This is a genomic window from Paraplanobispora siamensis, assembly GCF_016863175.1.
Lineage (GTDB): Bacteria > Actinomycetota > Actinomycetes > Streptosporangiales > Streptosporangiaceae > Planobispora > Planobispora siamensis.
Map to the genome: position 1 here is coordinate 11,946 of NZ_BOOJ01000026.1, position 12,460 is coordinate 24,405.

Here is a 12,460-nt window from a genome sequence, read left to right on the forward strand (position 1 = left end):
ATCACGAAAGCACGGAAAGAAGTCATCGGGGCAGGTCCTTCCAGGGCACGTCCTTGTCGACGCGGGGTTCGGACGGCAGGCCGAGCACGCGTTCGGCGACGATGTTGCGCAGGATCTCCGAGGTGCCGCCCTCGATGGAGTTCCCCTTGGCACGGAGATAGCGGTATCCGGCGCCGCGGCCGAAGAAGTCCACGCTGTCGGAGCGGCGGAACGACCAGTCGTCGTACTCCAGCCCCTCCTCGCCGCGCAGCTCCACGTCCAGCCCGGACAGCGCCTGGTTGAGCGAGGCGAAGGACAGCTTCATGCCCGACCCCTCGGGACCCGGCTGCCCGACCGAGAGCTGCTCGCGCAGGCGCGCCCCGGCCAGCCGGGTGACCTCCGACTCCACCCACAGCCGCAGCAGCCGCTGGTGCAGGTCGTGGGTGCGCAGCTCGGGACGGGACCGCCAGGTTTCGGCCACCACCCCGACCATGCCGCCGCCCCGCCGTACCGGCGCCCCGCCGATGGCGACCCGCTCGTTCATCAGGGTCATCTGCGCGACCCGCCAGCCGTCGCCGATCTCGCCGAGCCGCAGGTCGTCGCCGAGCCGTACGCCCGTCAGGAAGACCTCGTTGAACTCGGCCTCGCCGGTGATCTGCCGCAGCGGCCGCACCTCGACCCCGGGCGCGTGCATGTCGCACACGAAGTAGGTCATCCCGCGGTGCTTGGGGACGTCCGGGTCGGTCCTGGCCACCAGGATCGCCCACCGCGCGTGGTGCGCCCCGGAGGTCCACACCTTCTGCCCGTCCACGACCCACTCGTCCCCGTCGCGCACCGCGCGGGTGCCCAGGGTCGCCAGGTCGGACCCGGCGCCGGGCTCGCTGAAGAGCTGGCACCAGATCTCCTCGCCCGTCCACAGCGGGCGCAGGAAGCGCTTCTTCTGCTCCTCGGTCCCGAACGCCAGGATCGTCGGCGCCGCCATGCCCAGGCCGATCCCCTGGACCCCGGTGTCGAGCTGCGGCGTCCCGGCGAGCTCGCGCTCGACGACCTGCTGCAGCTCACGCGGGGCGCCCAGGCCGCCCAGGCCCTTCGGGAAGTGCACCCAGGCCAGCCCGGCGTCGAACCGGGCCCGCAGGAACTCCAGCCGATCACCCGGGTCATGCGCTGCCAGGAACTCCCTGGCCAGAGATGCGACGTCCTCACCTGTCATGAACGGTCTCCCATGTACTTTTTGAGTTCGCGGTAGGCCAGGGAACGCTTGTGGACCTCGTCCGGGCCGTCGGCCAGGCGCAGCGACCGCGCTCCGGCCCACAGGCCGGCCAGCGGGAAGTCCTGGCTGACGCCGCCGGCGCCGTGGACCTGGATGGCCTTATCGATGATCCACTCCACGTCCCGCGGAGTGGCGATCTTGATGGCCTGGATCTCGGTGTGGGCGCCGCGGTTGCCCACGGTGTCCATCAGCCAGGCGGTCTTCAGCACCAGCAGGCGCAGCTGCTCGATCCGCACGCGCGACTCGGCGATCCAGTCCTGCACGACGCCCTGCCGGGCGATCGGCTTGCCGAACGTGCTCCGTGACAGGGCCCTGGTGCACATGAGCTCGACGGCCCGCTCGGCCATCCCGATCAGGCGCATGCAGTGGTGGATGCGGCCGGGCCCCAGGCGGGCCTGGGCGATGGCGAAGCCGCCGCCCTCCTCGCCGATCAGGTGGTCCGCCGGCACCCGGACGTCGGTGAAGTCGATCTCGGCGTGCCCGCCGTGGTCGCCGTCGGTGTAGCCGAACACGTGCATGCCCCGCCGGATGTCCAGTCCCGGGGTGTCGCGCGGGACCAGCACCATCGACTGCTGGCGGTGCGAGGCCGCCTCCGGGTCGGTCTTGCCCATCACGATGAGGATCCGGCAGTTCGGGTTCATCGCGCCGGACGCGAACCACTTGCGTCCGTTGATCACGTACTCGTCGCCGTCGCGCACGATCGACAGCGAGATGTTCGTGGCGTCGGAGGAGGCCACGTCCGGCTCGGTCATCGCGAACGCCGAGCGGATCTCCCCGCGCAGCAGCGGCTCCAGCCACTCCTTGCGCTGCCACTCGCTGCCGAACATCGACAGCACTTCCATGTTGCCGGTGTCCGGGGCGGCGCAGTTGGTCGCGGCGGGCGCGATCCTGGGCGACCGGCCCATGATCTCGGCCAGCGGCGCGTACTGCAGGTTGGTCAGCCCGGCGCCGTGCTCCCCCGGCAGGAAGAGGTTCCACAGGCCGCGCCCGCGCGCCTCGTCCTTGAGGTCCTCCAGCAGCGGGGGGCTGGCCCATCCGCTCTCGGCGGCCTGGGCCTCGAAGGCCTCCTCCGCCGGGTAAACACACTCGTCCATGAACGACAGAAGCCGCTCTCGCAGCTCCTCGGTCTTGGCGTCGAACCCGAAATCCATGGGCCCTCCTCACAGTCTCCCCCGGAGCGTACCGACCGGACGGTATGCCTGTCGACCGCTACCCTGGCGACCATGGAGCCCCTATTCTTCGCCACTCCCCAGGATTTCCGCACCTGGCTGGAGAAGCACCACGACACCGAGACCGAAGTGCTGGTCGGGTTCCACAAGAAGGGCACCGGCCGCCCGTCGATGACCTGGTCCGAGTCGGTCGACCAGGCGCTGTGCTTCGGGTGGATCGACGGTGTGCGCAGGAGCCTCGACTCCGACAGCTACACGATCCGCTTCACCCCCCGCAAGGCTCGCAGCACCTGGAGCGCGGTGAACATCGCCAAGGTCGCCGAACTCACCGAGCGGGGGCTCATGCGTCCGGCGGGCCTGCGCGCCTACGAACGGCGCACCGAGGACAACTCGCGGATCTACTCCCACGAACGGAACCAGGAGGCCGCCCTGGACGAGGAGCAGGAGCGGCTCTTCCGGGCGAACGCGCCCGCCTGGGAGTGGTTCCGCACCCAGGCTCCGCCGGGCTACCGGAAGACCGCGCTGCACTGGGTGACGAGCGCCAAGAAGCCCGAGACCCGCGCCAGGCGCCTGCTCCGGCTGATCGAGGACTCGGCCGCCGGCCGCCGCGTCCCCCCGCTCACCCCCCGGGTGGCACCCCGGAAAACGCCCTGAGTGGACCTTCTGACCGGTCCGCCGGCCCGCCTATGGTCGTGCCCATGACCGCGAGCATGCCCTCCCCCGTGATCCTCGAAGGCGACGCCGTACGGCTGGAGCCGCTGACCTCCGCCCACGTCCCCGACCTGTTCCTGGCGGGCGGCGGCGACGGCGAGGTGTGGCGCTGGCTGCCGGTGCGGCCCCCCGTCACCGAGGCGGAGCTGGCCGCCGTCGCGCGCTTCCTGATCGAGGACGCCGCGTATGTGCCGTTCGCAGTGATCCTCAAGGAGACCGGGCGGGCGATGGGCTGGACGACCTACGGCGACGTGCCCGGCTTCGACGCGAGCGTCGAGATCGGCTGGACCTGGTACGGCAAGGCCGTCTGGCGCACCGCCGTGAACACCGAGTGCAAGATCCTCCTGATCGACCACGCCTTCTCGCTCGGGTTCAACCGCGTCCTGCTGAAGACCGACATCCTCAACGCCCGCTCCCAGGCCGCCATCCTCCGCCTCGGATGCCTGCACGAGGGCACGCTGCGCCGCCACCGCCGCCGTCCCGACGGCACCTGGCGCGACACGGTCTGCTTCAGCGTCCTGGACGACGAGTGGCCGCCCCACCGGGCCCGTCTGGCCGCCCGCCTGGCCGAGGGAGCGGCGTCGGCCGCCGTCTGACCCCCGTACGCCGTCCGAGGATCAGACCTCGGCGCCGGGTCCCGCCAGCATCCCCCGCAGCAGCTCCCGCACGCCCTGACGGATGTCGTCGAGGGTCGGCTCGGCCCCGGCCCCGGCGACGGCGTCGAACATCAGGCCCTCGCTGAACGCGACCAGCTGGCGGCCGTGCCGCACCGGATCACGGGAGCCCGCGGCCGCGAGGACGGCCACGGCGGGCTCGCGGAAGCGCACCCCCGCCCGGTCGTAGATCGCGCGCAGCTCGGGGCGGCGGGTGGCCTCCAGGGCGAGCTCGTAGCGGGCGATCGTCAGGCGCCTGCCCGCGGTGAACTGCGTCCACAACGCCTGGGCCATCAGCTCGGCGAGGGTCTTCAGCCCGCCGCCCTCCTCCCGCTCCGCGCCCACGCCCACCCCGCCCACGCCTACGTCCGCTCCGCCCACGTCCACCCCGCCCACGCCCACGTCCGCTCCGCTCTTCAGCAGGGCCGAGAAATGCCGCGTCTCCAGCTCGGTGAGCCGGGCCAGGGTCAGCTCCAGCAGAGCCGAGCGGGTGCGCGCCAGGTTGGACGTCGAGCCGGGCGGCAGGCCCGCCGCCTCGTCGACCGCCCGATGGGTCAGCCCGCGCATCCCCCGCTCGACCAGCAGGGTTATGGCGGCTTCGGCGACCAGCTCGGCGCGTTGGGACTTCACCCTCCGATACTACATTTGTAGTTTCACTACAGGAGTAGTAGCGTTCACTACATCCGTAGTGAGGAGAGGGTCATGGCACACGCAGTGGTGATCGGGGCGGGGATCGGCGGGCTGACCGCGGCGGTGGCGCTGCAGCGGCGCGGCTGGGACGTCACGGTGCTGGAGCGGGCGGCGTCCCTGGAGCCGGTCGGCTCCGGGCTGGCCGTCGCGGCCAACGCGCTCAAGGCGCTGGACACCATCGACGCCGGCGACGAGATCCGCAAGCTCTCGGCCGTCCAGGGCGACGGCGGCGTGCGGAGCGCCGGCGGCCGGTGGCTGGCGCGCACCAGCGCCGAAGCCGTCTCCGCCCAGTACGGCGACTCGGTGGTCCTGCTCCGCCGCGCCCAGCTGGTCGACGCCCTCGTCGCGCGGCTGACCCCCGGCACGGTCCGGCTGAACACCACGGTGACGGCCGTGGACCCGGACACCGGCCGGGTCACCGCCACCACCGGCGCCGGGGAGAACCCCGACCGGCGGGCCGCACCGGCGGAGCAGGGTGAGGCTGCGGGGGAGATCGAGGCCGACCTGGTGGTGGCCGCCGACGGCATCCACTCCCCCGTCAGGAACGCGCTGTTCCCCGAGCACCCCGGTCCCGTCTACTCGGGGACCACGAGCTGGCGGGTGCTCGTCCCCGCCGAGGGCGTCCCCGGCCAGGCCTCCGAGAGCTGGGGCGCGGGCAGGGTCTTCGGGGTCATGCCGCTGGCCGGGGGCACGACCTACTGCTACGCCACCGACGTGGTCCCGGCGGGCGGCGGGGGCGGTGACCAGCTGGCCGAGCTGCGGCGCCTGTTCGGCGGGTGGCACGACCCGATCCCGGCGCTGCTCGCCGCGGCCGAACCCGGGAACGTCCTGCGCAACGACGTCTATCACCTGGCGGCCCCGCTGCCCGCGATGCACCGCGGCCGGGTGGCCCTGCTGGGCGACGCGGCGCACGCCATGACGCCCAACCTCGGCCAGGGCGCCTGCCAGGCGATCGAGGACGCGGTGGTGCTCGCCTACGTGGCGGGTCCGGGCGGGGGACCGGCGGCCGACGTCGCGAGCCGCCTGCCCGACTACACCGCCGCCCGCCTGGAGCGGACCTGGAAGATCGTGACCCGCTCGTCCTCGATCAACCGCGCCACGAAGATCCGCAATCCGCTGGCCGTACGGCTGCGCGACACCGCGACGGCCCTGGTCAGCAGGCTCGTCCCGGGAGCGATGTCCGGGGCGGGCGAGGAGATCTTCGGCTGGCGTCCGCCGACGGCGTGAGCGCGGTCAGCGGGTGGCCGAGACGGGCTCGGGCAGCGCGACGGGGGCCTTGTGGTCGGGGGCGAGCCGACCGAGGGTCATGGTGCCCCAGATCATGAGCGCTCCCGCGACGAGGGCGGGGAGCACGTTCGACCATCCGGCCGGGAGGGCCTCGTCGAGCAGCAGCGCGCCGGCGAGGATGGAGGTGATCGGGTCGACCACCTGGACGCCGGCGTAGGCGATGCCGAAGTAGCCCACCTCGTAGGACTTCTGCAGCAGCACGACGGCGCAGATCAGCAGGATGGGGACGGCCAGGGTGAACCAGCTGAGCAGCTTGGCCCAGTCACCGCCGAAGTTGCCGCCCACCACCCGGACGAACGTGGACACGCTGGCCGTCACCGCACCCGCGCCGACCGACAGCAGCAGCGCCTTGACCGGGCCCTGCGCCTTCCGGCCCGCCAGGTGGGCCAGCAGCACGACCAGGCCGACGGCGCCGAGGAAGCCGAACGCCTCCCGGCCCGTCATGTGCGGGGCCACGGCGTGCTGGGGGACCAGGAGCAGCAGCCCGAGCAGCCCGACCGCCACCGCGACCGACCCGATGATCTCCGCCCGGTGCGGCTTCCTGCCGTGCAGCATCGCCGCGAGCGGCACCGCGAACACCAGCGTCGCCACGCTGATCGGCTGCACCGCCACCAGCGGGGCGAAGCTCAGGGCCACCGCGTGCAGGGAGGCCCCGGTGAAGCCGATGACGCCGCCGATCCACCACCGGGGCCGCCGCATCAGCTTGAGCGAGGCACCGTCCCTGACGGCCTCGAACTGCTGGAGCGCGGCGCCCAGGGCGTAACCGAGCGCGCCGACGAGAGCGATCGTTATGCCGACCCAGGTCATCGCCACCCCCCGGAGGAGGGCGTGCACGTGGGGGTAGACGGTACTCGGGTCATCCATCCAGCTTAGGGGCCGGTGTGAACTGATGGTCGCGTCTCATCTCCGGTGACCCCTCTTTCCCCCACCCGCGGTCGTCCTCCCCATCGCCTGCCACATGCCCCTTATGCCACGGCTATCACCAATGTGACGGATATCACGTTTGCCAAGCCCGCCGTCATCTGCGGCCGGGCCGGGCGGGGAAGGCGCGGCGGTAGTCGCTCGGGGACACTCCCAGCTGTTTGAGGAAGTGGTGGCGGAGGTTGTTGGCCGTACCGAGCCCGCTCAGTTCGCCGACCTCGGTGATCGGCAGGTCCGTCGATTCGAGCAGGCTCCGGGCGCGTGCCAGGCGCTGGTTGAGCAGCCACTGCAGCGGTGTCATCCCGGTGGAGGCCCGCAGCCGCCGGTAGAACGTCCGGGGGCTCATCGCCGCCCGCCGCGCCAGTTCCTCCACCGTGAGCGGCTCGTCCAGGTGCGCGCCCGCCCACTCCAGGACGGGGCCCAGGCTCTGGTCATCGGTCGCGGGCACCGACAGGTCGACGAACTGCGCCTGGCCACCGGGCCGATGGGCGGGCACCACCATCCGGCGGGCCAGCTGGTTGGCGATGTGCGCGCCGAGGTCGCGCCGTACCAGGTGGAGGCAGAGGTCGAGTCCCGCGGTCAGCCCGGCGCTGGTGAGCACGTCGCCCTCGTCCACGTACAGCACCGAGTCGTCGACCCGCACATTCGGATAGCGCTCGGCCAGTTGGGCGGTGTGCATCCAGTGAGCGGTGGCCCGACGCCCGTCGAGCAGGCCCGCTTCGGCGAGCGCGAAGGCGCCGGTGCACAACGAGACGATCCTGGCGCCGGCGGCGTGGGCCCGGCGCAGAGCCGCCACCAGCGCGGGCGGCACGGGCGCGCCGTCCTCGACGCAGGCGTCGGGCACCGAGGGCACGATGACCGTGTCCGCACCGGCGAGGCCGTCGAGTCCGTAGTCGGTGCGCACCGTCAGCCACGATCCGGCGAGGCCGCTCCGGCCCTCCCCCATCCCGCACAACCGCAGGTCGTACCAGGGATCGGCGAGGTCGGGATGCGGCTGGCCGAAGACGGTGCAGGGGATGCTCACCTCGTACAGGTCCCAGGAGGGGACCCCGATGTCCTCGGGCACGACCACGGCGACGGAACCGGCGCTCATGGCCCGAACCCTATGGCAGGAATTTGGTGGCACCCGTCATCCCCGTCACTGTTCCCCGGCCCCGGTCCGCTGAGAGCGTGGTCCTCCGTGATCGACCGCCGCAGGCGTACAGAGAAGGAGTCATGGATGACCGCTGAGCATCCGGCCGTGACCGCCGTCGGACCGGACCCGGTGGATCCGGCACCTGCCGCCTCCGTGCCGTGGCCGGACCCGGTGGCGGCCGTCGCCGAGGAGTGCCTGGCCGTTCTCCTCAAGGGCGCCGAGGAGGACTGGTCGCGCCGGGCCGGCGACCTCGACTGGACCTGCCGCCAGACCCTCGACCACATCGCCCTGGGCCTGGTCGGCTACGCCGGTCTGCTCATCGCCCGGCCCCGGGACCGCTACATCACCCTCTTCGCCTCCATCGACCCCGAGGCTCCCGTCCCCGCTTGCCTGGAAGGGCTCGGCATCGCCGCCTCCCTGCTCGGCACCACGGTCCGGGACACCCCCGAGGACGTGCGCGCCTGGCACCCCTGGGGTCACTCCGACGCCGCGGGCTTCGCCGCGATGGGCATCGTCGAGCTGGCCGTCCACACCTACGACATCACCCGCACCCTCGGCCTGTCCTGGACACCGCCCGACGGGCCCGCCGCCGCGGTCCTCGCCCGCCTCTTCCCGGACGCCCCGTCCGGGCACGACCCGTCCGCCGCCCTGCTCTGGTGCACGGGCCGCATCCCGCTCCCCGGGCTGCCCCGGCGCACGGAATGGCAGTGGTACGGCGGCACCACGCGGGAGCCGTGACCATCCCCTTCCGCCTGCCGGGGAGGGGTTCTCAACGCCGGGCCGATCCAGCGCGGGATTTCCTCGCCGTTGCGCGAGAAGTTCAAGTGCGGATCCTGCGATGGTAGTGCCATGATGCCCGACACCCCCCACATGCTGGACCGCGCGGGACGCTGGGACCAGGCGCTGGCCCTGCTCTCCCCGGAGGAGACCGCGTTGCGCGCGGAGTTGCTGGTCAACCGGTTCTGGTGGCGCCTGCAGGGCGGCGCCGAGGCGGAGGCCGCCGTCGACGCGCTGCCGCCGGAGGTGACGGCCGGCTATCTGCGGGCTCAGATCGCGTACACCCGCCTGCTGTTCGGCCTCGAACCGCGCCCCGACGACGTTCGCACCGCCAGGCGGGGGTTCGAGCGCGCGGCGGGCGGGGACGGCCTCGCCGGATGGGGGCGCTTCTGGCTCGGCGTGCTCGCCGACAACATCGACGAGGACCGGCGGACCGCCGGGGAGCACTACGCCGCCGCGGCCGGCCACGCGCACGACGATCCCCTCCTCCGGTCCTATGTGCTCCGCCACCAGGCCGCTCACCTGCTGAAGAGCGACCACGCCACGGCCGTGACGCTGCTGCGCAGGTCCTACGTCCTGCGCGCGGCCCTGGGGGCGCGCCCCCAGACGGCCGCCGCCGCAGCGACTCTCGCCGCCGCGCTGCCACCGGGCGAGGAGAGCCGGGACCTGCGCGAGAGCGCCCTGCTGACGGCGGAGGACCTCAAGCTCACCTGGCTGCTGGACCACCTGCGCTGAGCCGGGGCTGCCCGCGGCCATGACATCTCTCGAGGTCGTGCCGCAGGCTCGCCGTTCTGTATAGGTTTCTATACAGTCTCTGTGGATGTTCTCCGTGATGCGACCGAACTCACGGTGACCGAGGCCGCCCAGCGCGGGGTGGCCCGGCTCGTTGCGGATGCGGAACGGGGAACCGACCTGGTGGTGACCCGCCGGCACCGGCCGGTGGCCGCCGTCGTGGGCATCCGGCGCCTCAACGAGCTGGAGCAGGCCGCGGCGGACCTGCGCGACCTGGCACTGGTTCTCGTACGGGCGGCCACGGACACCGGGCGACGGACACCGATCGACGACGTGCTCTCCGCCTTCGGGCGCACCCGGGAGTCGCTGGCCGCGCTTTCGGACGAGGACGAGTGACGGCGTCCGACGTCGTGTTCACCGATCCCGCGATCGATGATCTCCGCAGGATCGGCCCGGACGTCGCGCCCAGGATCCTCAAGAGGATCCTGCTGCTGCTGGAGAACCCCGAGGTCGTCCGTCTCGGCGAGGTCGTCGACCGGCTCGGAGCTCTGACCGATCACCTCCATGTCGACGAACCACCCGCACGCGAGCCGGTCCCCGACTGGCTCGCCGACCGGTTGATCTACACGGTGGGCATGACCCGCGAGGAGGTGGCGGCACTCGATCTGGAGAGGGCCGTCGACCTGTGGGCGGAGTTCCACTCGAACCCGCGGTAGCCGTACCCCTGCCCACGAGCCGGATATGAGGTGGAGTCAGGGGGCTCCGGGTCGTTACGGTGGGCGGGTGCCGACGTTCCTCATCGCTCCGATCGTCTCCCCGCCGCCCGCCCGATAGCGGGCGGGATCTCTCCTGTGTGACCGGGTCGGGGTGACCCGGTGGGTGGTCGCTGCCCGCATACGTGCGGCCGTTGACGACCACTTCTCCCGGAGAGATCTCCATGACGCATGTCTCCGTACGGCAGGGCCTGCTGTACGTCTCCCTCGCGGCGACCGCCTGGGGCACCGGTGGTGCCGCCGGGGCGCTGCTCGACCGGGCCGGCGGGATCGGACCCGTCGCCGTCTCGTTCTGGCGGTTCGCCGCCGGGGCGGTCACGATCCTGCTGGTCACCCGGGTCCTCTTCCGCGGACGCCGGTACGGCGCCGCACCGCGATCCGGTCCCGAAAGTGCCACTCTCGGACGGGCCACTCTCGGACGAGCCCGCCTTGGGCGGGCCGTGATCACGGGAGTGGCGATGGCCGTGTGCCAGACGGCCTACTTCGCGGCGATCGCCGAATCCGGCCTCGCCCTGGCCACCGTGATCACCACCGGCGCCACGCCCGTCCTCGTGCTCGCCGGGTCCGCCGTACTCCTGCGGGAGCGGCCGGGTGCGGCCGGGCTGGGGTGCGCCGCCGCCGCCCTGGCCGGGCTGGTCCTGCTGACCCGCGACGACGGCGCGGGCGGCTTCTCCCCGGCCGGTGTCGCGTGGGCGCTGCTGTCGGCGGCGAGCTACGCAGGCGTGACGCTGCTCAACCGGGCCGCGCCCGCCGAGCCGTACACCACCGCGATGGGCGGCTTCGCGGCCGGCGCCGTCCTGCTGTTCCCCCTGGCGCTGTTCCAGGGACTGTTCCCCGCCGGTGATCCGCTCGCGTCCTGGGCGATCATCGCCTATCTGGGCGCGGTCCCGACGGCTCTCGCCTACGGGCTGTTCTTCGCCGGGCTGGCCGCGGTGCGGGCCACGACCGCATCGGTGATCACGCTCGTGGAGCCGGCGGGCGCGGCGGTCCTCGGCGTGCTGCTGTTCGGCGAGCGGCTCACTCCGGTGGCGGTGGGCGGCGCCGCGCTCCTGCTCGCCGCCGTCGTCCTGCTCGCCCTGGACGAGCGGAGGGAAGCACCGGTCCTGGAGCGGGCAGGCTCACGACGCGGTCCCGGCCCCCGTGCGGGACGGTCGGCGTCCGGGTGAAGCCCGCCACCCCGGCGTCACCACCCCGGCAGCCGGGTGGCCGCCGGGGCGCGCCGTCTCACTCGTCGCGGGTCGGGCACACGCAGAACAGATGCCCGGCGGGGTCGGCGAGCACGGTCCAGTTCTCCCCGCCGGGCTGGAAGTCCGGCTTGCTCGCGCCCAGCTTCAGATAGTCCTCGACCGCCTGGTCCACGTCCGGGACGCGCACGTCCAGGTGGAACTGCTTGTCCGGTCCGGGCCAGGCGGCGGGGCGGCGCTCGGTGTTCTTCTGGAAGTAGATGCTGGTGGTGCCGTCGCCGATGCCGGCGTACTCCTCCTCGCTGTACTGGACCTCGTAGCCGAACACGGCGGCGTAGAACTCCGCCAGCCGCTTGGGCTCGGCGCAGTCGATGGTCAAGGCGAGAAGCTTCGCTGTGGTGGTCATGGCCTCATCGTCGCGCCCATACCTGTCAACGAGTGTCAGGTTCATTAGGCGCCTTCTCCGGTACGGCGGCGCACGGAACCAGCGCTTTTCACGACGGGTGGTAATCCTGGGACTCCCGGGAGGACTACTGGTTGTGAACGATCCCGAAGAACGATTCACCGAGCTCTACGACCGGCACTGTCGCGACGTCCTGGGCTACGTGCTGCTGCGGACCGAGCCGAGCCTGGCCGAGGACGTGTGCAGCGAGACGTTCCTCGTCGCCTGGCGGCGGATCGCCGAGCTGCCCGAGCCCGTCCTGCCGTGGCTGCTCGGCGTCGCCCGCAACCTGCTGGCCAAACAGCGGGACTCGCGGTTCCGGCGGCAGGCGCTGATCGACAGGATCACGGCGCTCAGCACCCCGCGGGACCAGGTCGCCTGGGACGTGGCCGAGCACGTCGTGGACCGGGACGCCGCACTGGCCGCGCTGGCCTCGCTGTCCGAACAGGACGTGGAGGCGATGGCGCTGGCCACCTGGCACGGGCTCCCGCCCGAGCAGGCCGCCGCCGTCATGGGCTGCTCCACGCGCACCTACAACGTCCGGCTGCACCGCGCCCGGAAACGGCTGGCCCGGACCCTGCGTGCGGAGGCACGGTCGGCGGCGCCCGCGGCGCCCCGGCCGGCGGCACCGCGTACGGAGTCCGGACCGGCGGTGCCGCGTGTGGAGTCCTCACCTGCGGCACCGCACCCCCGCGCCGCCGCACGACGGTTCCTGGAGGAGACCTGATGTCCCGCCC

The 12,460-nt window shown here is 72.5% G+C and carries 15 protein-coding genes; 9 read left to right on the forward strand and 6 right to left on the reverse strand.

Going from position 1 to position 12,460, the window contains the following annotated elements; genetic code table 11:
• Window positions 1-22: 22 nt before the first annotated feature.
• Together Psi01_RS14300 and Psi01_RS14305 are read right to left on the reverse strand one after the other, a co-directional pair.
• Complete coding sequence (locus Psi01_RS14300) at window positions 23-1,189, reverse strand: acyl-CoA dehydrogenase family protein (RefSeq protein ID WP_204064490.1); 1,167 nt, start codon at window positions 1,187-1,189, stop codon at window positions 23-25.
• Complete coding sequence (locus Psi01_RS14305; protein ID WP_204064491.1) at window positions 1,186-2,400, reverse strand: acyl-CoA dehydrogenase family protein; 1,215 nt, start codon at window positions 2,398-2,400, stop codon at window positions 1,186-1,188. Before Psi01_RS14305 ends, Psi01_RS14300 begins: the two co-directional genes overlap by 4 nt.
• 72 nt (window positions 2,401-2,472) lie before the next feature.
• Between Psi01_RS14305 and Psi01_RS14310 the strand changes: the two genes are divergently transcribed.
• Both Psi01_RS14310 and Psi01_RS14315 read left to right on the forward strand, forming a co-directional pair.
• Complete coding sequence (locus Psi01_RS14310) at window positions 2,473-3,072, forward strand: YdeI/OmpD-associated family protein (protein WP_204064492.1); 600 nt, start codon at window positions 2,473-2,475, stop codon at window positions 3,070-3,072.
• Window positions 3,073-3,116: 44 nt separating this feature from the next.
• Window positions 3,117-3,725 (forward strand): GNAT family N-acetyltransferase, encoded by a 609-nt coding sequence (locus Psi01_RS14315; RefSeq protein WP_204064493.1) that lies wholly within the window; start codon window positions 3,117-3,119, stop codon window positions 3,723-3,725.
• Window positions 3,726-3,746: 21 nt separating this feature from the next.
• On the opposite strand, the gene Psi01_RS14320 is transcribed toward Psi01_RS14315, so the two are convergent.
• Window positions 3,747-4,412 carry a TetR/AcrR family transcriptional regulator gene (locus Psi01_RS14320; RefSeq protein ID WP_204064494.1) on the reverse strand — a complete coding sequence of 222 codons (666 nt, stop codon included), beginning with the start codon at window positions 4,410-4,412 and terminating at the stop codon, window positions 3,747-3,749.
• A gap of 72 nt (window positions 4,413-4,484) precedes the next feature.
• Between Psi01_RS14320 and Psi01_RS14325 the strand changes: the two genes are divergently transcribed.
• On the forward strand, window positions 4,485-5,699 hold the full coding sequence (locus tag Psi01_RS14325) for an FAD-dependent monooxygenase (protein WP_204064495.1): 1,215 nt from the start codon (window positions 4,485-4,487) through the stop codon (window positions 5,697-5,699).
• 6 nt (window positions 5,700-5,705) lie between these two features.
• Here the strand turns inward: Psi01_RS14325 and Psi01_RS14330 are convergent, their stop codons facing one another.
• A complete protein-coding gene (locus Psi01_RS14330; protein ID WP_239127648.1) occupies window positions 5,706-6,623 on the reverse strand; it encodes a DMT family transporter in 918 nt (305 codons plus the stop codon).
• Window positions 6,624-6,777: 154 nt separating this feature from the next.
• Window positions 6,778-7,773, reverse strand: coding sequence for a GlxA family transcriptional regulator (locus Psi01_RS14335; protein WP_204064496.1), 996 nt, complete (start codon window positions 7,771-7,773; stop codon window positions 6,778-6,780).
• A gap of 126 nt (window positions 7,774-7,899) precedes the next feature.
• Between Psi01_RS14335 and Psi01_RS14340 the strand changes: the two genes are divergently transcribed.
• The 5 genes from Psi01_RS14340 (at window position 7,900) to Psi01_RS14360 (ending at window position 11,263) form a co-directional block, all read left to right on the forward strand.
• Window positions 7,900-8,553: a maleylpyruvate isomerase N-terminal domain-containing protein gene (locus Psi01_RS14340; protein ID WP_239127649.1), complete on the forward strand. Its 654-nt coding sequence runs from the start codon at window positions 7,900-7,902 to the stop codon at window positions 8,551-8,553.
• 111 nt (window positions 8,554-8,664) lie between these two features.
• Window positions 8,665-9,327 (forward strand): hypothetical protein, encoded by a 663-nt coding sequence (locus Psi01_RS14345; protein ID WP_204064497.1) that lies wholly within the window; start codon window positions 8,665-8,667, stop codon window positions 9,325-9,327.
• Between the two features lie 81 nt (window positions 9,328-9,408).
• Window positions 9,409-9,720, forward strand: coding sequence for a type II toxin-antitoxin system prevent-host-death family antitoxin (locus Psi01_RS14350; RefSeq protein WP_204064498.1), 312 nt, complete (start codon window positions 9,409-9,411; stop codon window positions 9,718-9,720).
• The gene (locus Psi01_RS14355) at window positions 9,717-10,040 is read left to right on the forward strand and encodes a hypothetical protein (protein ID WP_204064499.1); all 324 of its coding nucleotides are present in this window, start codon (window positions 9,717-9,719) and stop codon (window positions 10,038-10,040) included. Before Psi01_RS14350 ends, Psi01_RS14355 begins: the two co-directional genes overlap by 4 nt.
• 221 nt (window positions 10,041-10,261) lie before the next feature.
• The gene (locus Psi01_RS14360; RefSeq protein ID WP_204064500.1) at window positions 10,262-11,263 is read left to right on the forward strand and encodes a DMT family transporter; all 1,002 of its coding nucleotides are present in this window, start codon (window positions 10,262-10,264) and stop codon (window positions 11,261-11,263) included.
• Between the two features lie 58 nt (window positions 11,264-11,321).
• On the opposite strand, the gene Psi01_RS14365 is transcribed toward Psi01_RS14360, so the two are convergent.
• Window positions 11,322-11,687: a VOC family protein gene (locus Psi01_RS14365; RefSeq protein ID WP_204064501.1), complete on the reverse strand. Its 366-nt coding sequence runs from the start codon at window positions 11,685-11,687 to the stop codon at window positions 11,322-11,324.
• Between the two features lie 133 nt (window positions 11,688-11,820).
• On the opposite strand from Psi01_RS14365, the gene Psi01_RS14370 reads away from it, so the two are divergent.
• Complete coding sequence (locus Psi01_RS14370; protein ID WP_204064502.1) at window positions 11,821-12,450, forward strand: RNA polymerase sigma factor; 630 nt, start codon at window positions 11,821-11,823, stop codon at window positions 12,448-12,450.
• Window positions 12,451-12,460 lie beyond the last annotated feature (10 nt).

What these genes read in the sequence shown, in the direction of transcription:
- Psi01_RS14300 (WP_204064490.1), bottom strand. Translation starts at nt 1,189, where the DNA reads ATGACAGGTGAGGACGTCGCATCTCTGGCCAGGGAGTTCCTGGCAGCG.
- Psi01_RS14305 (WP_204064491.1), bottom strand. Translation starts at nt 2,400, where the DNA reads ATGGATTTCGGGTTCGACGCCAAGACCGAGGAGCTGCGAGAGCGGCTT.
- Psi01_RS14310 (WP_204064492.1), top strand. Translation starts at nt 2,473, where the DNA reads ATGGAGCCCCTATTCTTCGCCACTCCCCAGGATTTCCGCACCTGGCTG.
- Psi01_RS14315 (WP_204064493.1), top strand. Translation starts at nt 3,117, where the DNA reads ATGACCGCGAGCATGCCCTCCCCCGTGATCCTCGAAGGCGACGCCGTA.
- Psi01_RS14325 (WP_204064495.1), top strand. Translation starts at nt 4,485, where the DNA reads ATGGCACACGCAGTGGTGATCGGGGCGGGGATCGGCGGGCTGACCGCG.
- Psi01_RS14330 (WP_239127648.1), bottom strand. Translation starts at nt 6,623, where the DNA reads ATGGATGACCCGAGTACCGTCTACCCCCACGTGCACGCCCTCCTCCGG.
- Psi01_RS14335 (WP_204064496.1), bottom strand. Translation starts at nt 7,773, where the DNA reads ATGAGCGCCGGTTCCGTCGCCGTGGTCGTGCCCGAGGACATCGGGGTC.
- Psi01_RS14340 (WP_239127649.1), top strand. Translation starts at nt 7,900, where the DNA reads ATGACCGCTGAGCATCCGGCCGTGACCGCCGTCGGACCGGACCCGGTG.
- Psi01_RS14345 (WP_204064497.1), top strand. Translation starts at nt 8,665, where the DNA reads ATGATGCCCGACACCCCCCACATGCTGGACCGCGCGGGACGCTGGGAC.
- Psi01_RS14360 (WP_204064500.1), top strand. Translation starts at nt 10,262, where the DNA reads ATGACGCATGTCTCCGTACGGCAGGGCCTGCTGTACGTCTCCCTCGCG.
- Psi01_RS14365 (WP_204064501.1), bottom strand. Translation starts at nt 11,687, where the DNA reads ATGACCACCACAGCGAAGCTTCTCGCCTTGACCATCGACTGCGCCGAG.